General features: G+C 38.3%; 24 protein-coding genes. 17 read left to right on the forward strand and 7 right to left on the reverse strand.

All coding sequences use genetic code 11. The features are described 5' to 3' along the window. Positions 1 to 38 precede the first annotated feature (38 nt). The 4 genes from rpsA to aroA all read right to left on the reverse strand — a co-directional run bounded on the left by rpsA (position 39) and on the right by aroA (position 5,243). Entirely contained in the window at positions 39 to 1,706 is a 1,668-nt protein-coding gene (rpsA, locus tag AC1EU2_RS08875) for a 30S ribosomal protein S1 (protein WP_480297876.1), read from the reverse strand. Between the two features lie 108 nt (positions 1,707 to 1,814). Then, a complete protein-coding gene (gene cmk, locus AC1EU2_RS08880) occupies positions 1,815 to 2,501 on the reverse strand; it encodes a (d)CMP kinase (RefSeq protein WP_480297877.1) in 687 nt (228 codons plus the stop codon). Between the two features lie 492 nt (positions 2,502 to 2,993). Continuing rightward, complete coding sequence (locus AC1EU2_RS08885; RefSeq protein WP_480297879.1) at positions 2,994 to 3,881, reverse strand: hypothetical protein; 888 nt, start codon at positions 3,879 to 3,881, stop codon at positions 2,994 to 2,996. Positions 3,882 to 3,959: 78 nt separating this feature from the next. Continuing rightward, positions 3,960 to 5,243, reverse strand: a complete 1,284-nt coding sequence (aroA, locus tag AC1EU2_RS08890; RefSeq protein WP_480297881.1) for a 3-phosphoshikimate 1-carboxyvinyltransferase — start codon at positions 5,241 to 5,243, stop codon at positions 3,960 to 3,962. Positions 5,244 to 5,459: 216 nt separating this feature from the next. Between aroA and AC1EU2_RS08895 the strand changes: the two genes are divergently transcribed. The 6 genes from AC1EU2_RS08895 to AC1EU2_RS08920 all read left to right on the forward strand — a co-directional run bounded on the left by AC1EU2_RS08895 (position 5,460) and on the right by AC1EU2_RS08920 (position 11,040). Beyond that, positions 5,460 to 6,650 (forward strand): amino acid aminotransferase, encoded by a 1,191-nt coding sequence (locus tag AC1EU2_RS08895; RefSeq protein WP_480297883.1) that lies wholly within the window; start codon positions 5,460 to 5,462, stop codon positions 6,648 to 6,650. 51 nt (positions 6,651 to 6,701) lie between these two features. Further along, entirely contained in the window at positions 6,702 to 7,397 is a 696-nt protein-coding gene (gene mnmC2, locus AC1EU2_RS08900; protein WP_480297885.1) for a tRNA (5-methylaminomethyl-2-thiouridine)(34)-methyltransferase MnmC2, read from the forward strand. A gap of 99 nt (positions 7,398 to 7,496) precedes the next feature. Further along, positions 7,497 to 8,849, forward strand: a complete 1,353-nt coding sequence (locus AC1EU2_RS08905) for an MATE family efflux transporter (protein ID WP_480297886.1) — start codon at positions 7,497 to 7,499, stop codon at positions 8,847 to 8,849. 32 nt (positions 8,850 to 8,881) lie between these two features. After that, the gene (gene speD, locus AC1EU2_RS08910; RefSeq protein ID WP_480297887.1) at positions 8,882 to 9,295 is read left to right on the forward strand and encodes an adenosylmethionine decarboxylase; all 414 of its coding nucleotides are present in this window, start codon (positions 8,882 to 8,884) and stop codon (positions 9,293 to 9,295) included. Then, positions 9,282 to 10,157 carry a spermine/spermidine synthase domain-containing protein gene (locus AC1EU2_RS08915; RefSeq protein ID WP_480297888.1) on the forward strand — a complete coding sequence of 292 codons (876 nt, stop codon included), beginning with the start codon at positions 9,282 to 9,284 and terminating at the stop codon, positions 10,155 to 10,157. The genes speD and AC1EU2_RS08915 overlap by 14 nt, the downstream gene beginning before the upstream one ends. Positions 10,158 to 10,164: 7 nt before the next feature. Further along, the gene (locus AC1EU2_RS08920; RefSeq protein WP_480297890.1) at positions 10,165 to 11,040 is read left to right on the forward strand and encodes a spermine/spermidine synthase domain-containing protein; all 876 of its coding nucleotides are present in this window, start codon (positions 10,165 to 10,167) and stop codon (positions 11,038 to 11,040) included. 55 nt (positions 11,041 to 11,095) lie between these two features. Here the strand turns inward: AC1EU2_RS08920 and AC1EU2_RS08925 are convergent, their stop codons facing one another. The 3 genes from AC1EU2_RS08925 to gyrA form a co-directional block, all read right to left on the reverse strand. Beyond that, entirely contained in the window at positions 11,096 to 12,007 is a 912-nt protein-coding gene (locus AC1EU2_RS08925; protein WP_480297891.1) for a hypothetical protein, read from the reverse strand. Positions 12,008 to 12,066: 59 nt separating this feature from the next. Next, positions 12,067 to 13,143 (reverse strand): 3-phosphoserine/phosphohydroxythreonine transaminase, encoded by a 1,077-nt coding sequence (gene serC / locus AC1EU2_RS08930; RefSeq protein ID WP_480297893.1) that lies wholly within the window; start codon positions 13,141 to 13,143, stop codon positions 12,067 to 12,069. 72 nt (positions 13,144 to 13,215) lie between these two features. Then, the gene (gene gyrA / locus AC1EU2_RS08935; RefSeq protein ID WP_480297894.1) at positions 13,216 to 15,897 is read right to left on the reverse strand and encodes a DNA topoisomerase (ATP-hydrolyzing) subunit A; all 2,682 of its coding nucleotides are present in this window, start codon (positions 15,895 to 15,897) and stop codon (positions 13,216 to 13,218) included. 346 nt (positions 15,898 to 16,243) lie between these two features. Here gyrA and ubiG point away from each other — a divergent pair, with 346 nt between their 5' ends. From ubiG to AC1EU2_RS08990, 11 genes are all read left to right on the forward strand, one after another. Continuing rightward, on the forward strand, positions 16,244 to 16,954 hold the full coding sequence (ubiG, locus tag AC1EU2_RS08940; protein ID WP_480297895.1) for a bifunctional 2-polyprenyl-6-hydroxyphenol methylase/3-demethylubiquinol 3-O-methyltransferase UbiG: 711 nt from the start codon (positions 16,244 to 16,246) through the stop codon (positions 16,952 to 16,954). Then, positions 16,951 to 17,616 (forward strand): HAD family hydrolase, encoded by a 666-nt coding sequence (locus AC1EU2_RS08945; protein ID WP_480297896.1) that lies wholly within the window; start codon positions 16,951 to 16,953, stop codon positions 17,614 to 17,616. Before ubiG ends, AC1EU2_RS08945 begins: the two co-directional genes overlap by 4 nt. A gap of 382 nt (positions 17,617 to 17,998) precedes the next feature. Beyond that, positions 17,999 to 20,287 carry a class 1a ribonucleoside-diphosphate reductase subunit alpha gene (nrdA, locus tag AC1EU2_RS08950; protein WP_480297897.1) on the forward strand — a complete coding sequence of 763 codons (2,289 nt, stop codon included), beginning with the start codon at positions 17,999 to 18,001 and terminating at the stop codon, positions 20,285 to 20,287. Positions 20,288 to 20,379: 92 nt separating this feature from the next. After that, on the forward strand, positions 20,380 to 21,510 hold the full coding sequence (nrdB, locus tag AC1EU2_RS08955) for a class Ia ribonucleoside-diphosphate reductase subunit beta (protein WP_480297899.1): 1,131 nt from the start codon (positions 20,380 to 20,382) through the stop codon (positions 21,508 to 21,510). Further along, positions 21,479 to 21,802 (forward strand): class I ribonucleotide reductase maintenance protein YfaE, encoded by a 324-nt coding sequence (yfaE, locus tag AC1EU2_RS08960; protein WP_480297900.1) that lies wholly within the window; start codon positions 21,479 to 21,481, stop codon positions 21,800 to 21,802. Before nrdB ends, yfaE begins: the two co-directional genes overlap by 32 nt. A 160-nt stretch (positions 21,803 to 21,962) precedes the next feature. Next, positions 21,963 to 22,775 (forward strand): hypothetical protein, encoded by an 813-nt coding sequence (locus AC1EU2_RS08965; protein WP_480297901.1) that lies wholly within the window; start codon positions 21,963 to 21,965, stop codon positions 22,773 to 22,775. Between the two features lie 48 nt (positions 22,776 to 22,823). Beyond that, on the forward strand, positions 22,824 to 23,513 hold the full coding sequence (locus tag AC1EU2_RS08970) for a hypothetical protein (protein WP_480297902.1): 690 nt from the start codon (positions 22,824 to 22,826) through the stop codon (positions 23,511 to 23,513). A gap of 67 nt (positions 23,514 to 23,580) precedes the next feature. Next, complete coding sequence (locus tag AC1EU2_RS08975; RefSeq protein ID WP_480297903.1) at positions 23,581 to 23,976, forward strand: hypothetical protein; 396 nt, start codon at positions 23,581 to 23,583, stop codon at positions 23,974 to 23,976. Positions 23,977 to 24,540: 564 nt separating this feature from the next. Beyond that, positions 24,541 to 24,942: a hypothetical protein gene (locus tag AC1EU2_RS08980; protein ID WP_480297905.1), complete on the forward strand. Its 402-nt coding sequence runs from the start codon at positions 24,541 to 24,543 to the stop codon at positions 24,940 to 24,942. A gap of 66 nt (positions 24,943 to 25,008) precedes the next feature. After that, positions 25,009 to 25,455, forward strand: coding sequence for an NADAR family protein (locus tag AC1EU2_RS08985; RefSeq protein ID WP_480297907.1), 447 nt, complete (start codon positions 25,009 to 25,011; stop codon positions 25,453 to 25,455). 139 nt (positions 25,456 to 25,594) lie between these two features. Beyond that, positions 25,595 to 25,855 carry a hypothetical protein gene (locus AC1EU2_RS08990; RefSeq protein ID WP_480297908.1) on the forward strand — a complete coding sequence of 87 codons (261 nt, stop codon included), beginning with the start codon at positions 25,595 to 25,597 and terminating at the stop codon, positions 25,853 to 25,855. The last annotated feature ends 16 nt before the right edge of the window (positions 25,856 to 25,871 follow it).

The following is a 25,871-nucleotide window of genomic DNA, read 5'->3' on the forward strand; positions in this document are numbered from 1 at the left end:
CAACGTTAAGGGGAGCATTACTACTCCCCTTAAGCAATTTACTTACGAGCAGCTTTAAACGCTTCTGCCATTGCGTTACTGATAACAGCATCATCTTGCTTGTTAACAGACGCTAGTGCTTCTTTCTCTTCAGCTTCATCTTTCGCTTTGATAGATAGGCTGATAGAGCGGTTCTTACGATCAACGCCCATGAACTTAGATTCAACAGCATCGCCTACTGAGAATTCAGTTGATGCGTCTTCAATACGGTCACGAGAGATGTCAGAAACACGGATGTAGCCTTCAACAGACTCAGCCAATTCAACTGTAACACCTTTAGCGTCAACTGCAGATACAGTACCATTAACAATAGTACCTTTCTTCTTGTCAGCCAAGTATGCATTGAATGGATCGTCTTCAGTTTGCTTAACGCCTAAGCTGATACGCTCACGCTCTGGGTCAACTGAAAGTACAACTGCATTGATTTCGTCACCTTTCTTGTATTCAGATACAGCTTCTTCGCCAGTACCAGTCCAAGAAATGTCAGATAAGTGAACAAGACCGTCAATGCCACCGTCAAGACCAATGAAGATACCGAAGTCAGTGATAGATTTGATCTTACCGCTAACTTTGTCACCTTTTTGGTATTTAGAAGCGAAGTCATCCCATGGGTTAGTCTTACATTGCTTAAGACCAAGAGAGATACGACGACGTTCTTCATCGATGTCAAGTACAAGAACTTCAACTTCATCACCCAAGTTAACAACTTTAGATGGGTGAATGTTCTTGTTAGTCCAATCCATTTCAGAAACGTGAACAAGACCTTCAACGCCTTCTTCAATTTCAACGAAACAACCGTAGTCAGTTAGGTTAGTTACGCGACCAGTTAAACGAGTATTCTCAGGGTAACGGTTGCTGATTTCTAACCATGGATCTTCGCCAAGTTGCTTAAGACCAAGTGATACACGAGTACGCTCGCGGTCATACTTAAGAACTTTAACGTTGATTTCGTCACCAACATTAACGATTTCTGATGGATGTTTAACACGCTTCCAAGCCATGTCCGTGATGTGTAATAGACCATCAACACCACCAAGATCAACGAATGCACCGTAATCAGTAAGGTTCTTAACGATACCTTTAACAGCTTGACCTTCTTGAAGGTTCTCAAGAAGAGCATCACGCTCTGCACTGCTTTCAGATTCGATAACAGCACGACGAGAAACAACAACGTTGTTGCGCTTCTGATCTAGCTTGATAACTTTGAATTCTAGTTCTTTGTTTTCTAGGTGAGCAGTGTCACGAACTGGACGAACGTCAACTAGAGAACCAGGTAAGAATGCACGGATACCGTTTAATTCAACAGTGAAACCGCCTTTAACTTTACCATTGATAACACCGATAACAGTTTCAGCGTCTTCGTATGCTTTTTCAAGAACAATCCATGCTTCATGACGCTTAGCTTTTTCACGAGACAATTGAGTCTCACCAAAGCCGTCTTCAACAGAGTCAAGAGCAACATCTACGTCATCACCAACTGCGATTTCAAGTTCGCCTGCAGCGTTCTTGAATTGTTCAGCTGGGATTGGAGATTCAGATTTCAAACCTGCGTCAACAAGAACCATACCGTTTTCGATAGCTACTACAGTACCACGTACGATAGAGCCAGGGCGGAATTCAAGTTGTTCTAGGGATTGTTCAAACAGATCAGCAAAAGATTCAGTCATTTTAAATTTACTTTTAAGTAATAAACCATGCTAGTCCTTAACATGGAGTCAGTTAATATCATTCACATCATCCTTGATATGAAGTCTTACCAAAATAAACAGAATTACCTATTTTGATAAATGCTTTTCAATGTGCTGTGAAACAATTTCAAGCACGTTATCTATATTAATACCTGTTGTATCAACAACTAAGGCATCATCAGCTGGTTTAAGTGGAGCAACGGTACGATTCATATCTCGATCGTCACGCTCTTTTATCTCAGCCAAAAGACGGTCGATTTTAACATCGAAGCCTTTGTCCCGCAACTGATTATAGCGGCGTTCGGCTCTTTCTTCAGCTGATGCCGTTAAGAAAATTTTAACCGGCGCTTCAGGGAATACAACGGTACCCATATCTCGACCATCTGCAATCAAACCAGGTTCAGTTTGAAATGCACGTTGTCTTCGTAAAAGTGCTTCACGCACTCTTGGGAATGCCGCAATCTTTGAAGCGGCATTCGAACATTCTTGTGTTCTTATGTCGTTGGTAACAATTTCACCTTCCAACACTACTTTAATCGCTTCACCATCATTGCCCGCTAAGAACTGCACATCAAGATGAGCAGCTAATAAGCTGATAGCTTCTTCGTTTTCTAGCTCTACGTTATGATGAAGCGCCGCCAATGCTAGAACTCGATAAATGGCACCACTATCCAACAATTGCCAACCTAGCTTTTTCGCTAATAAATGACAAATCGTACCTTTACCTGCCCCACTTGGCCCGTCGATCGTAACTACAGGAGTCCGTTCAGACATAAATCCTCCAAAAGAATACATCATTCATGATAATAGATTCTTGACCTAGAACTAGATTTCGAAAATTTAGTTTAGTTCAAAAACGAGGGTGTGTTTACCTTTCGAGCTTGGTTTTGCAGCTGTAAATTTGAAGTTTATACAAGGCAGTACTTGTGATGTTTAGTAAACTAAATGAATCAAGTACTAACGAAGTAGAAACGAACAATTTACGCTGTCTCTGATGTTTTTGAGTGCTATTAGTTCATTCGCTCAGAAACAGCTTATCCTGATAGATTAATAGCATTACTTACAGCTCAATAAACTAAGCACTCAAAAACACAAAATTTAAGCATGAAAGGTAAACACACCCTTCTACACGAAATTAAGCGCAGGTATTTTACATGAACATTCAGAGAAAATCCGAAGATTTTATTAAAACAGCGTGTTATGTGGTTTTTTAAGTTTTACGCAGTCAATACATTCAATCTTAACTAGCAAAACAAAAGCCGCTGACTACTTATTTTCGGGAAGTGGCTTGAAAGGCTCAAAGCTGATTTCAGGAATATCGCCTTTAATAAAGTATTCAGGAATATAGTCACATTTAAAACCAAGCTCATAACCAAATTGTCGATAGGCTATACGTGCAAGCGCACTCAGTGGTAATGAAATATCGCCATAACTCATACCTTGTAATCTTTTTAGATTCCAAAAGTCAAAATGGCGCATTGCCGCTCGATGAATAGTTTGCTGGTATTCTTCTTTACTCGCGCCACCAAATATTTTAAGCATTACATCAATGGTAGGAAACATGATGTTTGTGGAAAAGTCGAGACTTTCTACCGTGTTATCCAACTCTGTGAAATCAACTAATGACTGAATCGTTTTTAAAACGTCCACACCTTTATATTTAAAAAAGCCCAAAATGATATCGTAATATATTCTGGTATCTTCACCATTCCAGTAATACAGTTCACTATCTAGAGTTTCTACAAAGAACTCTGTATCTTCTTTTGTTCCTAAAAGAATTGAGTTCCAAAAATAATGATGCCAATCTGCGCTCGGCTCAGATACTTCAATAGCTTCTAAAGTCAGTTTGTCTTTATAAAGACTAACTTCTATAGTTTCACCTTCCTTTAATAACCCTCTTCTAAACCCTTGTACTCCGAAGTAATTAAAGTAATTGAAGTGCATTAATGCCCTTAATGAGTCTTCGGAGCTATGTAATGCTTTAGAAGCTAAAAACAGCTCAGAGTACGATGAAGATATTAAATTTTTGTCATAAAACAAATTTAAAGAACGATCAAAGCTATCTTGATGAGTTGATTTAAGCTCTTGATTATATAGCCAAATGCGATTTTTTGTTCTTTCTAAATGAAACGGCACTTTTTCTAATTGCGACATATAACTCCCTTATGTGCAAAGCGACTCAGGAATAAGCAAGAATATATTCTTTAATAGGCTTATCCTGAGTTAAAACAATTACTTTTCTACTAATGCATTCAATTCAGAAAAATAGGTTGGAAATGTTTTCGCAGTACAATCTGGGTCATTAATGGTTACACCCGCTTTATCAAATGCCACTAAGGAGAAACACATAGCAATACGGTGATCGTTATAAGTATCGATCGCAGCATGGTTAATTACTTTAGGTGCTGTAACTTCAATAAAGTCATGACCTTCAACTACATCAGCCCCAACTTTTTTAAGTTCAGTTGCCATTGCTGCTAGTCGGTCAGTCTCTTTGATTCTCCAGTTATAGATATTGCGGATTTTTGTAGTGCCTTCAGCAAATAATGCCGCCGTTGCAATTGTCATTGCAGCATCAGGGATATGGTTAGCATCAAAGTCAACGGCTTTAAGCTTGCCTTTCGAGGCCTTAATGTAATCACTGCCCCACTCTATCTTTGCGCCCATATCTTCAAGTACGTGTGCAAATCCAGTATCTCCTTGAATGCTGTCTTTACCGACGCCAGTAACTTTAATCGTGCCACCTTGAATTGCACCAGCAGCTAGAAAGTAAGACGCTGAGGACGCATCGCCTTCAACTAAAAACTCACCAGGTGATTGATAGGTTTGACCGCCTTTGATAATGAACCGCTGATAATTTTGGTTTTCAACCTCGATTCCAAAACGAGCCATTAACGCTAAGGTGATATCGATATAAGGTTTAGAAACTAATTCATCAATCACATTAATGGTAATGTCAGATTTAGCCATCGGTGCAGCCATCAACAAAGCCGTAAGGAATTGACTTGATAAAGAGCCAGAAATATTTACTTCACCACCGTTTAATCCATCAGCTTTAATTTTTAGTGGTGGATAGCCCTCATTTTTCAAATACTCAACTTGCGCCCCTAGTGGCAACAAAGCATCAACCAAGTCTTTGATTGGACGCTCTTCCATTCTTGGCTCGCCGGTTAACACAAATTCGCCTTTACCCAACGTCAAAGCTGCACAAAGTGGTCGCATTGCTGTACCAGCGTTTCCTAGGAATAGCTCTTGTGATTGTGTTGCATTGAGACTATTACCTAAGCCTTCAACTTCACAAACCGTGTTGTTATTACTCAAGCGATAACGCACACCCAATTGCTTGAGTGCTTGCAGCATATATCGAATATCATCTGAATCTAATAAATTTGTAAGTTTAGTTGTGCCTTCAGCTAAAGCGGCCAGAAGAAGCGCACGGTTAGAAATACTTTTAGAGCCAGGGATGTTGATCTCACCATTTACTTTGGTGATGTGATCTAACTTTAGTTGTTTCATATTCGATAGTGTTTTGATGGGTTATAAATTAAGAAGAACTAAGAATCTACTATGTATTAAGCGGGTGCAAGTGGTTTGTAAACAATAAAGCACAATCTTTAGCCAGTCAGTTGTAATAATTATTGATTAGGCATTAAACCACTCTCTATTAGCGGTTGAAGGTATATGTTAGTCTTAAGCTAAATATGCACAATAAAAATATAGGTGACATTAAAGATGTTTGAAAACCTTAGCCCTTTACCTGCAGATTCCATCCTTGGATTACTCAATCAATACCGACAAGATCCTAACCCTTCTAAAGTCGATTTAGGTGTTGGTGTTTACAAAGATCCACATGGTCATACCCCCATCCTTGAGTGTGTTAAAACCGCTGAAGCACATCGCCTAAAAACTGAAGATACCAAAGTTTATATCGGCCCCACTGGCTCTCAAGATTTTAACCGTCTTATTACTGAGCTGAACTTTGGTGCAGATCATCAAATCATCGGCACCAATAGAGTTCGTACTGTCTCTACACCTGGCGGTACTGGTGCGTTAAGAGTTGCAGCAGACTTTATCACTCGCTGTAAAAAAAATGCAGTTATTTGGGTCAGTGACCCTACATGGGCAAACCACACCGGTTTGTTCGAAACAGCAGGTTTAACCGTTAAAGTGTACCCATATTATGATTTTGATAATAAGACACTTAAATTTGATGAAATGATTGAGTGTTTAAAGCAAGTTAGCAAAGATGATTTTGTTCTATTGCACGCTTGTTGTCATAATCCAAGTGGCATGGATCTTACTAAAGAACAATGGGATCAAGTTGTTGAACTGACCACTGATGTTGGCTTTACACCGCTTATCGACATGGCGTACCAAGGCTTCGGTATTGATGAAATTGAAGATGCCTACGGTGTACGTAAAATGGCTGCTGCTGTTGAAAATATGATTTTATGCAGCTCATGTTCTAAAAACTTCGGTTTGTATCGTGAACGTATTGGCTCATGTTCTATTATTAGTAAAAATACTGCACAGGCTGATATTGCGTTTTCTGTTTTACTCTATGTTGTACGTTGCTTATATTCAATGCCACCTGCGCACGGAGCGGCTATTGTAGAAACAATTCTTGGTTCGTCTGAACTTAACCAACAATGGTTAGACGAATTAAAAGTTATGCGTGATCGAATCAACGGTAATCGTAAAATTTTAGTTGATGCATTGCATGCTAAGCAAAGTGACCGTGATTTTAGCTTTATTGCGAATCAAAAAGGTATGTTCTCTTTCTTGGGAGTAAATCAAGCTCAAGTTACTCAGTTAAAGGATGAGTTTAGTATTTATATGGTCGATTCAAGTCGTATCAGTATTGCTGGCATAACTGAAGATAATGTCAGTTACATCGCAGATTCAGTAGCAAAAGTTTTATAATTCCATTCATGAGGGGCTTCGGCCTCTCAATTAAATTAAATCCAGTTTTCCATGTCAAAAGTTGAAGTACTACTTACTAAAGATGGTTCACATACGGTTTATAATCATGAACTCGATGAATCATACCATGCTTATAACGGTGCACTGACAGAGTCAGAATACGTTTATATTGAAAATGGCCTTCGCTATTTTTTAGCCTCTCAGAATACTCAATCACATTCCCCAGTTAGAATATTAGAGTTCGGTTTTGGCACGGGCCTCAATACAATCCTTACACTAATAGAATCCATTAAGTCACAAATTAATATAGATTATGTTACCTCTGAACCTTTTCCTCTCCCATTGTCAATAATTGACACACTGAACCACGGTAAAATTTTAGACAATAAATCTAATGTATTTTTTACTAAGATTCATCAAGCTGGATGGAATAAAAAAGAGCAGATCGCATCCAATTTTCGACTGCATAAAATTGAGTCGAAGTTAGAAGATTTACCTGAAACAGCCTCACATTTTGATATTATTTTTTATGATGCTTTTGCCCCGAGTAAACAACCAGATGCATGGCATATCAGTGTATTACGCAAATGTAGATCCTTGTTGAAAGATGACGGACTGATTGTGACTTATTGTGCCAATGGTCAATTTAAGAGAGACCTCAAATCTCTTGGGTTTAAACTTGACCAAATTGAGGGCCCAATGGGTCGAAAAGAAATGACGAGAGCATGGAGACAAAAACCTCTTTAGGAATAGAAAATAATCTAAAAGCAACTAATCTGAATTTAGGCAATCATTTTAGCATTTAGATTTTTTCCTATTAATTGATTTATAAAAGAGTCGTTCTTCATGGATGAAAGCGTTTCACCGTCAGAAAAAAGTGATCTTCTAACTTTACCAATCAACAGCTTATTGTGGCGTTACTGCCTGCCAACAACAATATCAATGCTTGTCATTGGTGCCTATTTCTTCATAGATGGCATTTTCATCGGTCACTATGTCGGTGAAGTGGGTTTAGAGGATGCTGTTTTATCATTCCCTATGCTCGGTTTGTTATATGCAACAGGCATACTTTTAGGAATGGGTTCATCTGCACTTGTCTCAATCAAGATGGGACAAAAACAGCATTCTGACATAGCTAAGATAATACAGACTGTTTCTATCCTTATTGTCGCTTTCTCACTGTTCTATGTCACTTTTGGGACACTGTTTACTGAAAAAGTCTTACTCGCCATTGGCGTTTCAGAACAAACCGTTGAAATGTCACATTCTTATATTTATTGGCATTTTGCTTTAGCGTTTTGTCCAATAGCCTCTTGGACTTATACAACTTTATTACGAAATGATAATAAGCCAGCGTTAGTTACTGTAATTCTTGTTACTGGCGGTGTTCTTAATGTTATTTTTGATTGGTTATTTTTAGGTGTACTTGAACTAGGATTAACAGGTGCGGCACTTGCATCTATGTTAGCGCAACTGATTACCGCAATTTGGGCAATATTCGCTCTTTCTCAAACTAATTCTCCGTTAAAGTTTTCTCTAACTAAGTTGGGTTTTGACTTTAAAGTAGCGATACAAATAATCATCAACGGAATTCCAAGTTTTTTAATGGAATTGTATTTATCCTTTATTATTGCAATCCATAATGCAGCTCTTTTATGGGTGGGAACTGCGATTCATATCACGGCTTATAGCATCATTACCTATATAGAGGACTTTTCGTATTTACTATTCTCAGGTATTGCTCTCGGAACGCAACCAATATTAAGTTTCAATATTGGAGCCAAACAATATCAACGTGTAAAAGAAACATTCTATAAATCTGTCATTACGACCAGCATTTTGGCAGCAATAATTTTGGTGCCAATTTATGTATTTCCCCAAACCATCATTCAGGCATTTTCTGGTAATGCTACTGACTTACTTAATGTTGGTGTTATCAGCTTACATTACTATTTCTGGGCGCTGCCATTAGAGGCTACCTTACTTATTGCAACCGCTTTTTTTCAAGCGATTGGACAATCAACAAAATCAACATTAGTCACCGTATACAAGCTCATTACTCTGAGTTTATTTATGACGATATTCTCATGGTCATTTGGTGTTCAAGGTGTTTGGTTTGTACTAGGAACAAGCAGTATGTTCGTCCTTATATGGGTATTCTGGCAATTTAATCGATTTATGCAAAGCACTACTGTTTAAGTACATATATTTGATAGGGAAAGTCAGTATTTATGGCAAAAGCAAAAGAACATGTGACCGAAGATTTTTTGATCACCAGTGAAACTTGTACTTATGCTGGAAACCATCTTCTTTTAGATGTTTGGGGTGCTAAGTTTCTAGACAATCATGATCAACTTTTATCAATTCTCACAAAAGCCGCATTAGAATCAAATGCGACCGTATTAGGGAATAATTTCCATTCATTTCCTGACAATGGCGTTACTGGAGTTATCACTCTTGCTGAGAGTCATATCTCAATCCATACATGGCCAAAAGCTGATCTTGCAACTATTGATATTTTTATGTGTGGCAACTGCTCACCTTACCTTGCAGTAGACTATATTTTAAAGCACTTACAACCGAGTCGCTCTGAATTAGTTACAGTAAAAAGAGCTTTAACGGAGGTTCGTAATGAGAGTGCATGAGTATTATGTAAAAGGCTACGGTCGCTATTTTGATAATGAAAAAGTGCTGTATTCTGAAAATTCACAATTCCAATCGATTAAAGTTCTACAGAACCCCTACTTCGGTAAAGTTTTGATGCTAGATAACATAGTGCAGCTCACTGAAAAAGATCACTTTGCTTACCATGAAATGATCACTGTTGTACCTTATGTGCTGCATGGCAATGTGAAAAGCGTATTAGTCATTGGCGGCGGAGATGGTGGTGTTGCCGCTGAGTTATCTAAACTTGACGTACCAGATATAACTCTGGTCGATATCGATTCTAGTGTTTATAAAACCGTCACTCGTTTTATGCCTGACGTGATAGAAGATATAAATTTATCGAATGTTAAAATGTTGAATTGTTGTGGTGCCTCGTTTATAAGTAATACGACAAAAAAATATGATTTAATTATCATCGACTCTACTGATTCTACCCAATTCACAAAACTTAGCGCCCCGCTTTTTGATTATGCTTTTTATAAAAACATACAAGCTTCACTGACAGCTAATGGCATTGTTGTAGCTCAAGGAAATACCTGCGAACTGAATGATTCTGTTCCCAAAAGGTTTGAACAAGCTAGACAGGTATTCGACGATAGCATTACCTATTATCGAACATATGTTCCTTCCTACGGTGGAGAAATGCTTTTTGCTTTGATGTTTAATGATAAATCAAACTATACGAGAAGCCTGAGTAAAGATTACGTTGAAGAGACGCTGAAAAGCTTTGATGTTGATTATAAATATCTGAATGTGGATGTATTTACTTCCTCTTTTAGTCATCCCAAAATCGTTATAGAAGCTTTTGGTGAAAGTTACCATCAAATAAAATTTAGTTGAGGCGCCGATGAGAATTCATGAAGATTACGTACAAGGCTATGGTATATATTTCGATAATGAACGTTGCTTGTATAGAACAGAAAGTCAATTTCAGACAATCGAAATGTATGACAACGTATATTTTGGAAAAATTCTTGTTTTAGACGGTGTCATTCAATTAACAGAAAAAGATCATTTTACTTACCATGAAATGATTACTGTAGCCCCTTATCTTTTACATGACAGCATTGAGAGTGTTCTCATCATTGGTGGAGGAGATTGCGGTACTTTAGCTGAGTTAGCGAAACTCAACATCCAAGATGTAACACTCGTCGATATTGATGAAAAAGTATATGAAACCATTTCCAGTTACTTTCCTGAACTTAAGAAAGGGATTAACTTTGATAAGGTAAACATGCATACAGCATGCGGTGCAGAGTTTATCCAAAATACTATCAAGAAATTCGATCTTATTATTATTGACTCGACGGATCCAACCGAAAACAATAAGCTGAGTGCCCCATTATTTGATCGAAGTTTTTATCAGAATATAAGAGCACATCTTAATAAAGATGGCATTCTTGTCGCTCAAGGTGGAATGTGTGAGCTCAATGATATTGTTGCGAAGCGATTTCAAGAAGCAAGTTTAACGTTTGACAATAAAATAACTTATTACCACACCTGTGTTCCTTCCTATGGAGGAAAAATGTTTTTTGCTATGTTGTTTAATAACTCTGATAAATACAGCCATACTTTCTCTAAATCTAATCTAATCGCTAAATTCAATAACCTCAATAATCAATATCAGTACGTCAACCCTGAGACTCTCTTCTCCAGCTTTTGTCATCCTCAAATTACCATTGATACTTTTGGCAATAGTTATCAACAATTACATTTTGTGTAATGACAAAAACTAAACAAGATGTAAGTATGGGTGTATATTGTCAGCTCAAGCACCGTTATTGATCAAAAACTTTATTGATTTCAACTGCGTACTCTTCAACTAAGGCACTATTTTGAAAGTCATCGTAAAGCCACATGAAGCCACCCTTCACAGTATTTGGGCAGTTCTCCTTCCAGTTTTTTAATTGTTCAGCAACTTCTTCGGGGCTTTTCGTTGACGAAGACAAGCCAGGATATACTGGAACACCAAAGTCCCATGAGCATGGGTCATTTCCAGTCCCACCCGCATATGCTTGTAAGTAAACCCTATCAACTGTGCCTGATTTATATTTGTTTAGCCCAACAACTAAGTTTTTCCAGAAGTCTTTAAATGTATAAGGAACGATCGTCGTTTTAATTCCGAGATCAGCGAGCATTTTATGAAATGCTAAAGAAGACTCAAGATCATACTCAGATTCATCATCATTGTTGAGTGCTACCAATGAGGGAAATTTATCTTTTAGTACTTTAAAATTTTTATAAAGTGTACTTCCTTTTCCAGTACCGCAATGAACACCAGAACAATTCACCAAAGCTTTGATATTGGCGTAAGTAGGAGAGCTTGCTGCACTTAATCCAAACTCTAGCCGTACAATGCTGGAATCAAACTCATTTAGTTTGTTGATATTACTGGAATAGTTAGGGTAAGTTTGATTTCCTATATAAGCACCACCCGAAATAATGGGAAACTCTTCATTGAAATTTAAGTCACCATTTTCATGAACATGAATAGTCCAGTTTATGAGTGTACCAAATCCTGATCTTTTGAGCTCAGGTAAAGAGGCTGAAGGTGTTTTGTAGATTGGGCCGCCACCAAAAACTGCTGATGGTTCTTCCTCTTTTTTTAAGAAGACATGATTAGTATCGCATGCCGTTATAGCAATACATACGCATAAGGGTAGCAAAAACAACTTAACTATAGTTTTCATAATCAATCCTATAAGAAAATCATATAAAAACTATAGCTAATTATTGAAACCTTTTTGAATTAGAATGCTTTTAAAAATAAAGCCAGTTTTTCGACACCTTCTTTCGGCATCGCATTATAGATACTTGCACGCATACCACCCACAAACCGGTGACCTTTAAGCGCAACTAAATTTTCTGCTTCAGACTTTTTAATGAATTCATCATTTCGGCTGTCATCGCTAAGTTTAAAAGTCACATTCATTAATGAACGGTTATTTGCATGCACATCGTTATAGAAGCCATCAACAGAATCAATCGCACCGTAGAGTATTCCGGCTTTATCACGATTATGTTTTTCAATCGCTTGAACGCCACCAATTGATTTTAACCATTTAAAAACTTCCGCAGCTAAATACCAAGCGAACGTTGGAGGTGTATTATACATAGACTCATCTTTTACCTGAGCTCGATAATCGTAGATAGTCGCCTGAGGTAATGATGGCAGTTTCAACATATCATCTCGGACAATTGCAATCGATAAACCTGATGGTCCAATGTTCTTTTGCGCACCGGCATAGATAACAGCAAACTTTGAAACATCGATTTCACGAGATAGGATATTCGATGACATATCAGCGACAACAGGCCATGGACAATCAATGTCATCAAAAATTTCGATACCATCCACTGTTTCATTAGGGCAGTAATGTAAATATCGGTAATCGCCCTCTATAGTATCGAAATCAGGCAGTTCAACCTGACTGCAGTCAGCATGTTTGTTGACGATATCAATCGAATCAATTTGAGCTTCTGACGTTAATCGTTTAGCTTCATCTTCTGCAATTCTTGACCAAATTCCTGAGTTTAAATACAGAGCTTTACCATTATTGCCAAGAAAATTATTCACAACAGCAGCAAATTGAGCCCTGCCACCACCATGCATAAATAACACATGATAATTATCAGGGATATTCATCAACTCACGCAAATCAGCTTCTGCTTGATTAGCCATAGCCTTAAATGGCCCGCCACGATGGCTCACTTCCATTACTGACGTGCCAAGCGCATTCCAATCTAATAATTCTGACTGAGCTTTTTTTAATACTGGTTCAGGGATCATTGCAGGACCTGCACAGAAATTGAAAACCTTAGTCATTCCTTTACCTCTTTTGTTCTATTTCAGATAAAAAAAGAGCGCCAAACAAGGCGCTCTTTAATTGTAGATTACTTATTCTTCTGCGGTAGTTTCTGTTGAATCACCTTCAGTTGATGCTTCAGCGCTTTCTTCTACGCCTTCTTCACCTTCTAGCTCTTCATCATCAGTTTGTATTTCATCAATACGTTGTAAACCAACGACACTCTCGCCTTCAGCAGTTCGAATTATGGTCACACCTTGCGTATTACGGCCAATGGTAGAAACACCTTCAGCTGGAGTTCTAACAAGGGTTCCTTTATCACTGATCAACATGATTTCATCATGACCTGTAACTTGAACAGCGCCAACAACGTCACCGTTACGTTCGCTAACCTTGATAGAAACTACGCCTTTCGTCGCACGGCTCTTAGCAGGATACTCACTTAATACAGTTCTCTTACCGTAACCATTTTCCGTTACTGTTAAGATATCACCATCATCTTTAGGAACAATCAATGAAACAACTTTCTGGCCATCTTCGAGTTTAATACCACGAACACCAGTCGCTGTACGTCCCATAGGGCGTAGTGATAGTACTTCGTCGCCTGTTTCAGGATCACGCTTCACTTCACCTGTTTCATTGTCACGAACTTTTTCACCGAAACGAACAACTTTACCAGCATTAGAGAACAACATAATTTCATCGTCGCCCTCAGTAATATCAACACCAATCAATTGGTCATCATCACGAAGGTTAACAGCAATAATACCGTTTGAACGAGGGTTGCTGTAAGCCGTTAATGCTGTTTTCTTAATCGTACCGTGAGCCGTTGCCATCACAATATATTTGTCTTCAGAGTATTCACGTACTGGCAAAATTGCCGTAATACGTTCACCATCTTGAAGAGGCAATAAGTTAACAATTGGGCGTCCACGAGCAGTACGGCTCGCTAATGGTAATTGATAAACTTTTAACCAGTACATCTTGCCGAAGTCAGAGAAACACAAAATTGTATCGTGAGTATTTGCAACTAACAGCTTCTCAACGAAATCTTCGTCTTTCACTTTTGTAGCTGCTTTACCCTTACCACCACGACGTTGAGCTTGATAATCAGTCAATGGTTGATACTTGGCATAACCCATGTGCGAAAGCGTAACCACTACGTCTTCTTCATTAATTAAGTCTTCAAGACTCATATCAACTTCATTTTGGTTAATTTCAGTGCGACGCTCATCGCCAAACTCAGCAATCACTTGCTCAAGCTCTTCTTTAATCACTTCCATCAAACGCTCTGGACTGCGAAGGATATGCAATAAACCAGCGATAAGTTCTAGAAGCTCTTCATATTCACCAATAATCTTGTCATGCTCAAGACCAGTAAGGCGATGTAAACGAAGTTCAAGAATAGCTTGTGCTTGCTGTTCAGTTAAATAGTACTGACCATCACGTATACCATACTCTGGGTCTAACCATTCTGGACGAGCGGCATCGTCACCTGCTTTTTCAAGCATACCTTGGACATTGCCAAGCTCCCAACCTTGTGCAATAAGCTTTTCTTTAGCTTCAGCAGGCGTTGGCGAGTCTTTAATCAACTGAATAACAGGATCAATGTTTGCCAGCGCCACAGCAAGTGCTTCAAGGATATGAGCACGATCACGCGCTTTACGTAGTTCGTAAACGGTTCTACGAGTAACGACTTCACGGCGGTGAAGAACAAACGCTTCAATCATTTCTTTCAGGTTGAACAACTTAGGCTGGCCGTTTGCAAGCGCAACCATGTTGATACCGAAAGAACTTTGCATTTGTGTTTGTGCGTATAAGTTATTTAAAACAACTTCACCCACTTCACCACGTTTAATTTCAATAACGATACGCATACCGTCTTTATCAGACTCATCGCGTAGGCCACTGATCCCTTCAATTTTCTTATCTTTAACCAGTTCAGCAATCTTTTCGATTAAACGAGCTTTGTTAACTTGATAAGGGATCTCGGTAACAATAATGGTTTCTTTACCGTTATCCGCAGTCTCTACGGTGGCAAGTGAACGCATTACTGCACGGCCACGGCCTGTTTTATAAGCATCAATGATGCCTTTACGACCATTAATTATCGCTGCCGTTGGAAAGTCAGGGCCTGGAATGTATTCCATCAATTCATCGATGGTAATTTCAGGATTTTCAATAAGTGCTAAACACCCATGCACAACTTCATTTAAGTTATGTGGTGGGATGTTGGTAGCCATACCAACAGCAATACCTGAAGAACCATTAATAAGTAGGTTAGGTACACGAGTAGGTAAAACGGCTGGAATTTGTTCCGTACCATCATAGTTTGGTACGTAATCGACAGTTTCTTTATCTAAATCTGCTAATAAAGAATGCGATAACTTTTTCATTCTAATTTCGGTATAACGCATTGCAGCTGCTGCATCGCCATCGACCGAACCAAAGTTACCTTGACCATCTACTAAGGTGTAGCGCATTGAGAATGGTTGTGCTAAACGAACGATTGTGTCATAAACTGCTGAATCACCATGAGGGTGATATTTACCGATCACATCACCAACGACACGTGCTGACTTTTTATATGGTTTATTAAAGTCGTTCTTTAATTCGTTCATTGCGAATAGAACACGACGATGCACAGGCTTTAAGCCATCACGTACATCAGGTAATGCCCTACCTACAATTACACTCATCGCATAATCGAGATATGAAGTTTTTAATTCATCTTCAATGTTAATTGGCGAAATAGATGATGCCAGATCAGTCATAAACCGCTCGCTCTCCTGATATTTTGCTGACGACACTTGCTTCCGTGTCACTGTCGAGCCCAAAAATTAATTTATAATCGTACTTTGCTAATTAGCGTACTTATTAACAGTACAAGAGACTCATTCTAACACAGTTATTTAAAGCTGCTAGACCTGAAAGTATTACAAAAGACCAGATATTGACCGAATTACCTCCAAGCCTCATAAACTCTTGCTTTAACGTTATAAACTCTTTGAACGACTGCTTATATTTCGCACTATTAAGTCACGAGTTACTTTCAATAAATTCCATATATAGGTATATAATGTGTCTTTCTATTTAGCATCGCTTAAAACAGGCTTGAACATGCAAAACAATCAAAATGTAGATCAGGAAGAAATCGCCAAGTTCGAAAGTATGGCGGCAACATGGTGGGATCCAAACGGTGAGTTCAAGCCACTGCATTTATTAAACCCACTTCGTCTGAATTATATCGACGAAAAAGCTCAAGGTATTTTCGGTAAGCACGTGCTTGATGTCGGTTGTGGTGGCGGTATTCTTTCAGAATCAATGGCAAAAATTGGTGCAAAAGTTCAAGGTCTTGATATGGGTACTGAACCATTAGAGGTTGCCCGTCTCCACGCACTTGAAAGCCAAGTAGATATTGATTATTTACAAATCACCGCAGAAGAGCATCGTGAAAACCATCGTGAACATTATGATGTCATTACTTGCATGGAAATGCTTGAGCATGTTCCAGATCCACTCTCCGTTATTCAGGCGTGTTGCGATATGGTAAAGCCTGGTGGTTTCGTATTTTTCTCGACCATAAATCGTAATATAAAATCTTACATTCAAGCAATTGTTGGTGCTGAATACGTATTAAAAATGCTTCCTGTTGGCACTCATGATCATTCAAAGTTCATTAAACCTTCAGAGTTAATCAAATTAGCAGAACACACAGAGTTAAGCTGTTTTGATGCCCTAGGTGTTAAATACAACCCTATCACTGAAATCTTCAGCTATACCAATAGCCTAGACGTTAACTACATGATTGCTTGTCAAAAAGCCATATGAATACCAACACTAAAATAACCGGAGTATTGTTTGACTTAGACGGTACTCTCGTTGATACCGCACTTGATTTAGTTCATGCGTTAAACCTGAGCCTACAGGATCATGGCTTTTCTCATTGTGATGAGAGTAAGGTAAGGCTTGCAGCTTCTCATGGCAGTCTAGTCATGGTACAAACAGCTTTACCCGACCAAACTGAAGATGTTCATTCTGGTGTTCGTTTAAGCATGCTCAGTCATTATCAACAGGTTAATGGTGATAAGGGCAAACTATTCAAAAATTTGGATAAGTTTTTAGATTTTCTCTCATCTATTCATATCCCTTTTGGAATTGTAACGAACAAGCCCGCAAGATTTACCCGCCCGCTTACTAACAAGCTCAATTTGACTGATAAACTGAAATGTATTGTATCTGGTGACAGTACAAAAGTTCAGAAGCCTGAGCTTGCCCCTATGCTTTTAGCTGCACAACAACTTGAATGTAAACCCGAAAATATTTTATACCTCGGTGATGCTCAAAGAGACATTGATGCGGCGAATAATTCGGGTATGATCTCAGTGCTTGTTGAATGGGGATATATCGGCGAAAAAGACAACCCTGAAGGTTGGAATGCCGATCTTTCAATCAAAGATCCTCTTGATCTTTTACCATTGTTTAAAAACTAAAACTTTGTGTTTAACAAATATTTAACTTATTAAAAAATCAATTTTTTTAGCATAAATTATCAACGATAGTATTGCAGCGTTTTACAGGAAAAAGGTCTGGGGTTAGCCGTCACTAACTGTAAGAATTACACTCAAGTTATCCACAAGATAACCCCAACATATACTACTTGCAAAATGAGTCAAACCTCACTATCTTGTATCTAAAGAAAACATAAACACTATATCTTGTGTAGTAGACTTAATCGAGCACCTAGAGTTGTGGTTGTAAAAAACGCCAAATCCCGCATATTGCCTTGACTCGCCGATGGTATTGCAGCTTGAAAGATTTACATGGGCACCCAGCATTTTTGCTGATAGATATATGAACCAAGGCACATCTTAAATGAACAGCAATTTAACAGTAACTAAACGAAGTGGTGAGAGAGAAAGGATCGATCTCGATAAGATCCACCGCGTAATTACGTGGGCAGCCGAAGGGTTGAACAATGTATCAGTTTCTGAAGTAGAACTTCGTTCTCATCTCCAGTTTTTTGATGGTATTCCTACAGAAGCAATTCATGAAACTATCATCAAGGCAGCAGCAGATTTAATTTCTCCGCAAACGCCTGATTACCAATTTTTAGCTGCTCGTTTAGCAATTTTCCATTTGCGTAAAAAAGCATTTGGTCAATTTGAGCCACCAAAACTATATGACCAAATTACTCGCCTAGTAGACTTAGGTAAGTACGATAAACACATCTTAGAAGACTATACTCGTGAAGAGATAGATGAGATGGACAGCTATATCGACCATTGGCGTGATATGAACTTCTCTTATGCAGCAGTTAAGCAGTTAGAAGGTAAGTATTTAGTTCAAAACCGTGTATCAAACGAAATTTACGAGAGTGCTCAATTCCTATACATACTTGTAGCGGCTTGCCTATTCTCACGCTATCCAAAAGATACTCGTCTTGATTTCATCAAGCGTTTCTATGATGCGGCATCGCAATTTAAAATTTCATTACCTACACCAATCATGGCCGGTGTACGTACGCCTACTCGTCAATTCAGTTCATGTGTACTAATCGAATGTGATGATAGCCTAGACTCAATCAATGCGACTTCGTCTGCAATCGTAAAATACGTAAGTCAACGTGCTGGTATTGGCATTAATGCAGGTCGTATTCGTGCGCTTGGTAGTCCAATCCGTGGTGGTGAAGCATTCCATACAGGTTGTATTCCATTCTACAAGCATTTCCAAACTGCTGTTAAGTCTTGTTCTCAAGGTGGGGTTCGTGGTGGTGCAGCTACCCTATTCTACCCAATCTGGCACTTAGAAGTTGAATCATTGCTTGTTCTCAAGAACAACCGTGGTGTTGAAGACAACCGTATTCGTCACCTAGATTACGGTGTTCAAATCAACAAAACCATGTACTCTCGTCTGATTAAAAAGCAAAACATTTCATTGTTTAGCCCTTCTGACGTGCCTGGTCTATACGATGCGTTTTTTGAAGATCAAGATGAGTTTGAACGTCTTTATAATCAGTATGAAGCCGATACAAGCATTCGTCGTCAAACGATCAAGGCATCTGAGCTCTTCTCGCTTCTAATGCAAGAGCGTGCGTCAACAGGCCGTATTTACATCCAAAACGTCGATCACTGTAATACACACAGCCCGTTTGATTCTAAAGTCGCTCCGGTACGTCAATCCAACTTATGTCTTGAGATTGCACTACCAACTAAGCCTTTAAGCAATATTGATGATCCAAATGGTGAAATTGCACTTTGTACGCTTTCTGCACTTAACTTAGGTGCAATTGACGATTTATCTGAAATTGAAGAGTTATCTGACTTAGCAGTACGTGCGCTTGATAACCTACTTGATTATCAAGATTACCCAATTAAGTCAGCAGAATTGGCTTCAATGAACCGACGTACATTAGGTATTGGTGTTATTAACTTTGCAAATTATCTTGCAAAGAACAACATGAAGTACTCTGACGGCAGTGCAAATAACCTTACGCATAAGACATTTGAAGCAATTCAATTCTACCTATTAAAAGCGTCAATGAACTTGGCAAAAGAATACGGTGCTTGTCCATTATTTAATGAGACAACCTATTCTCAAGGTATTCTTCCAATTGACACTTATAAGCGTGATTTAGACAAGGTTTGTTCTGAAGAGCTGCATCTAGATTGGGAAACTTTACGTACTGAGATTCAAACACACGGTTTACGTAACTCAACGCTTTCGGCGCTAATGCCTTCAGAGACTTCATCACAAATCTCTAATGCAACAAATGGTATCGAGCCTCCACGTGGTTTGATCAGTGTAAAAGCCAGTAAAGATGGTCAGTTAAAGCAAGTAGTACCTGATTTTGATGAACTAAAAGACAAGTATGAATTGTTGTGGCAAATGCCTAGCAATGAAGGTTACTTACAGCTTGTTGGCATTATGCAAAAGTTTGTAGACCAAGCAATTTCTTCAAACACCAATTATGATCCGGCCAAATTTCCAGATCGTAAAGTACCAATGCAAGCGTTATTAAAGGATTTATTGACCGCATACAAGTTAGGTGTAAAAACGTTGTATTATCATAACACCCGAGATGGAGCATCGGATCAGCTTGATGATATTACCAGCGTAGAAGAAGAGGATGACGGCTGCGCTGGCGGTGCATGTAAGATCTAATTCTTATATTGGATTACCCAAGTAGTTTGGGTAATCCCTAATTTACCAAATTAGTTTAAAAATCGGGCTTGTCCCGCTTGGAAGCAGAACTCATGACCTATAGTACTTTTTGTCAAACACCTAACGACGCAACAAAAGAACCTATGTTCTTTGGACAACCTGTAAACGTTGCCCGTTACGACCAACAAAAATATGAAGTTTTTGAAAAGCTAATTGAAAAGCAGTTATCTTTTTTCTGGCGTCCTGAAGAAGTTGACGTAAGTAAAGACAAAATTGATTACACAGCTCTGCCTGATCATGAAAAGCACATTTTTATTTCAAATCTAAAGTATCAGACTCTACTTGATTCTATCCAAGGCCGTTCACCAAACGTGGCGTTTTTGCCTCTTGTTTCGATTCCTGAGTTAGAAACTTGGATTGAAACATGGTCTTTCTCAGAAACCATTCACAGTCGCTCGTATACACATATTATTCGTAATATTGTGAATGATCCTTCGTTAGTTTTTGACGACATTGTTGTTAACAAAGAAATACTAAAACGTGCGACTGATATTTCAGCCTACTACGACCATTTAATTAAACTGACTCAAGTTTATGAATTATTTGGAGAAGGTACGCACCGTATTGACGGTGAAGATGTTTCAGTCAGCTTACGCCAGTTAAAGAAAGCACTTTACCTTTGCATGATGTCAGTAAATGCACTGGAAGCTATCCGTTTCTACGTGAGCTTTGCTTGTTCATTTGCGTTTGCTGAACGTAAACTCATGGAAGGTAATGCGAAAATTATCCGTCTAATTGCACGTGATGAAGCCCTGCACCTTAACAGCACACAACACATTCTAACTATTATGCAATCTGAGAAAGAAGACCCAGAAATGGCTGAGATTGCAAAAGAATGTGAACAAGAAGCTTACGATTTATTTTTCAAAGCTGCTGAGCAAGAAAAAGAATGGGCTGAATACCTATTTAAAGATGGTTCAATGATTGGTATGAACAAAGAGATTCTTTGCCAATACGTCGAATACATCACTAACCAGCGTATGAAAGCGGTTAATCTAGCACAACCTTATGAGCAAACGTCTAACCCACTTCCTTGGATGAAAAACTGGTTAGAAAGTGATGCGGTTCAAGTAGCACCACAAGAAGTAGAAGTATCTTCTTATCTAGTTGGTCAAATTGACTCATCTATTGATGAAAGTGAGTTCGAAGACTTTGATTTATAAGAAAGCGCCTATTGTCAGTTTACAAGGTCAACCTGTTCTCCTTTTCAACGAGCAGACGACCTTGTTAAATGCGCTTGAATCAAAAGCAGTAGATGTGTTTTCTGAGTGCCGCAGTGGATTTTGCGGCGCTTGTAAAACCAAGGTAAACAGCGGTGAGGTTTCCTATATTCATGAACCTCTCGCCAGTTTAGAGGAAGGCGAATGCCTCCCCTGCTGCTGCAAACCTGAATCTGATTTAGATTTAGACATTCCTCACCGTCATGTTGAAAAATCCAGTAACGAACCAAAATAGAATTATGAGGGAAGTCTATCTGCTTCCTTTTTTATTTTCCTTCATACCACTTCACACCTTTTATACAGCGCACTGATTTCTTCTTTATTGTTTTCGCTTATTATCATTGATACCCTAACCTCAACATAATTTAGAGTTTTTATACCATTACGGAGTAGAGATGAAACTGACATGGACTTTGTCGGCATTTATGGCTTGTATGCTATCAGGCTGCAGTGAGGGTACTAATAATACGACTAACAACAATGCCCGCCCGAATGAGCAATGCTCAGATGAACACATGTATCGTGATGATAATGAACGTCTACGTGATCACAACGGTATTTACAAAGGCATCGGCTCAGATTCAATTCTTACCGTAGACCCAAATGATGGCATTCGAGTCATTGACTTTGGTGAACGTTTTACTGCGGATATTGACCCCGTTATAGGTACCAATGTGGCTGGTCTTTTTGTCTGTGGCGGCAATACCTATCAATTCAGTAACGATGAGCACATACCTAAATCACTGATAGACGAACGTTCTGTCGTTGATGTCCGCTTTCAAAATGATGAAGCAACCATATCAGGCACACTTCGAGATCCAATTGAAGATCTTACTCAATCATTAAATCATCGTTTTAAAAGACAAAATTATTTCATCGAACTGAATGAATTAGCAGGTACTTACAATGAGAATGATGCGACCTTAACCATATCGTCGGATGGCCGAATCACGGGGTCTGGTTTTGATGATGTTTTTGAAGGCTGTGTTTTACGGGGTAAATTGAGCCTTGAAGACATCGACTATGGGTTTTATCGCGGAGCCATCGAGTTTATGAACTGTAAACATGCTGTGCACGATGCACCATTGGTTTATGTGGAAGGCCAAGGTACATCTGTCTTTGTTTTTGGGTACCGCACTGATTCTGGACTTAAAACGGTTATTAGTTTATCCACTGACAGAGGGTATTTGTTTCAGAAGCGGTTTTGACCTCTTAAACCAATTGAATTTCACACCAATTAGACAGTACGGATACTCATGAAAGTAATAATACCAGTATTGATGATCGCTTTATTGAGTGCTTGCTCAAACTCTAATATTCACCTTTATTCTAAGTATTTATCTAAAGCTGAGGCTCGAAAAGTCAGCAATATGTTAGAAAATGAAAACTATAACGTGATCGTCAATACCTATGACTTCCCTGAAGCTATCAATAAATCAACGATCCTCTACTCGCCAACTTCGTATCAATCTGGTGCTATTGCAAATGTCACTGCCGCACTATCAAAATTAGGATGGTCATCGATAAATGTTGAATCTAAGGTAACAAGCCTTCATATGTTTACCGATGGCAACATTGGCCTTTATCTCGTACCTAAAGCAGGTATAAAAAAATTGACGATTGCGGGTTTATCCAATACCTACATTAGCAGTGATTGCGATTCACAAGTGTCTATCCAACTCAATAAAAACAATAACTATAAGATTACTTACAAGAATACAAATCACTCATTAAGTAAATCTGATTATATGAAAGGGAAATGGAACATCGACAACCTTCCATACCTTGAAATGGTCTCGAAAAATGGCGGATGGCGGTTTTATTTCAAGCTTTCTGAACACATTCATACCGATAAGGTAAGCAATGTTGAGACTATAAAACTCACACCAATGGATGACTACCACGTCTTCCCACACTGTAACTTTATTTACGGAATAATAACTTAGCTCAGAGCTAAACGCTCTCTTAAATTGAATCATTAATAGTGAGCAGACATAAAGCTAAGGATTACAGATGAAAACATATGACAGAATATTATGGATTGATGGAATTGCAGCTTTAATCGCAGGTAGTATTGTACTGTTCGCACATAAGTGGATAAGCAGCTTATATGGCTTACCTCTTGAGATTGTGCTTCTCATTATTACAGGTAATTTAGCTTACTCAATCTACTCACTCTCATTGGCCAGAAACACATCAAGGACGCGCAAAGCTGTTATCGTTCTTGCTTTTGGTAATCTTTGCTGGGCTATTTGCTGTATGTTTATTCTTACGATGTATCTTGCAAATATAACCATTATCGGCGCTATTGTTGTAACTTTTGAAGCCATTTTTGTATGTGGTTTAGCATGTTTGGAATGGCGCTGGCGTCATCAGTTATCGAATTTAAGCCACCAAACTTCACTTTAATAACTAAAAATCTCAGATCCTAACTGGGTATCTATTTAAGTACCTGTCTATAAATTCTTTGAAAATTATTATGTTCAGGGGATAAATCAGACGGATGTTTTGTGTGATGAAATTAAATGCACCGTTTAATCCAATACTAATATGATTTTTCAGCTCTTATATTGTAATTCCATAATCGAATTTCATCTCTTATAGATTGTAAAAAAGAACTTTTATTAGACATAGCACAATTCCATTTGATTAACTGTATTTTTATACAGTATGATTTGCTGAATATAAAAATCAAGCATGTTTTTACAACTAAAGAATCTCATTTATACAGATGACGATATTGTAACCGTATGAAATAAAAGTAATAAGTATTTTTATATGATGGAATAACGAGAATGCTGAACAGGATAAATGCGCACTCTCATTTTGCCAGCATGTTAAAAATAAGATAGGATAAGTTTTTTAATAAAAACATGACATTGCGTGAAATTTATTATTCAGCTATTTCTGGATAAATGCGAATGCGCAGTATTAAAATGTTAGCTGTAAACACTATCATTCAAGGATTACATGATGATAAAAGTTCAATTTAAAGCTCCTGCATTTGTCATTGAAGGGGAATCACAAGTCACTGACCAAATAAAAATCAAGTCCCTTGATGGCTTAAAGTATGATGACGAAGATTCTATCTTCTCAGATTACTTATTCGATGGTGGTGAAACACAATTAGAAAGTGCTGGTATTTCTGGTGGCGTATTATATTTTAAGTTTGATCCTAAGTCGGAATCATTATATGGCTTTGTTGAATACAATCTAGCTAGAAAATTAAGCCCTAGTGAACTTGAAGAACTTCAAGAATATACAGTTGAGCAACTTACAGATGGAATTGGCTCAAACTTCGAACAAGAAAGATCGCTAAATGAACAACTACTTCCAATCATAAACCATGATGAGTTTGTAGCAGAATACAGCTAACAAGCAGTTCAACAGGACAATATAAACAGCGCAGCCGCTTAATGTAGCGTTAGGCTCTAGGAAGGTATGGCTAAAGTAATCTATTTCTTCAACAGAGAAGATAAGTATTATCAGTTATCAAATTTTGCTGGTTTTGGCTTCACGCTAGATGGAAACAAATGGCGGACTATGGAACATTATTTCCAAGCTATGAAATTTGAAGGTACAGAGCAATTTGATAAGATTTTAAATTGTGGCTCGCCTAAACAGGCAAAGGACTTAGGCCAGTCTCGTGCCATACCAATTCGTCAAGATTGGGACTCAGTCAAAGAAGAGGTTATGCTCAGAGGCTTGAGACAAAAGTTTAAATCTCCAGAGTTGAAAGAGATATTGCTAAGTACTGGGAAGAAAGGTTTAGTTGAAAACTCCCCATATGATAAGTATTGGGGAATTGGCCCAAATGGGAAAGGTAAAAACAGACTGGGTGTACTTCTTGTGGAACTAAGAGCGGAACTTAAGCGTGAAAAAGCCTAACAAAAGCATCATGATCGCATCCTGCGACTGCTGGGACGGCTTACACTTCGTTCGTTCCTCACTACGTATAATCCGTCACATATGCGAGCGTTATGTGCTATTAAAAATTTAAGCATCAATTGAAATAGAAAGGATTTCGATGAAAAAAATTATAACTTTAGCTGTAATCATTGGCTTCAGCTTTCTTGTGTATACAAAGTTTGTAGAAGCAGCTTATGCGCTTGGTTTTGTAAAATACTACAAGGTAACTGTACTTGAAGGTTCATTAAAAGATACAGTAAAATGTAACACTTGGGCTTTTGGAATTATTGATGAAACAGGTTTGGAAGAGAAATATCAAAGCTGTATCACTAATTATCAAAAACAAGGTTATGAAGTTATTAACCAGCAAGGCACATAATAAGAAAAATCAACAA

It is taken from the genome of Parashewanella sp. 2304DJ23-3 (assembly GCF_056591695.1).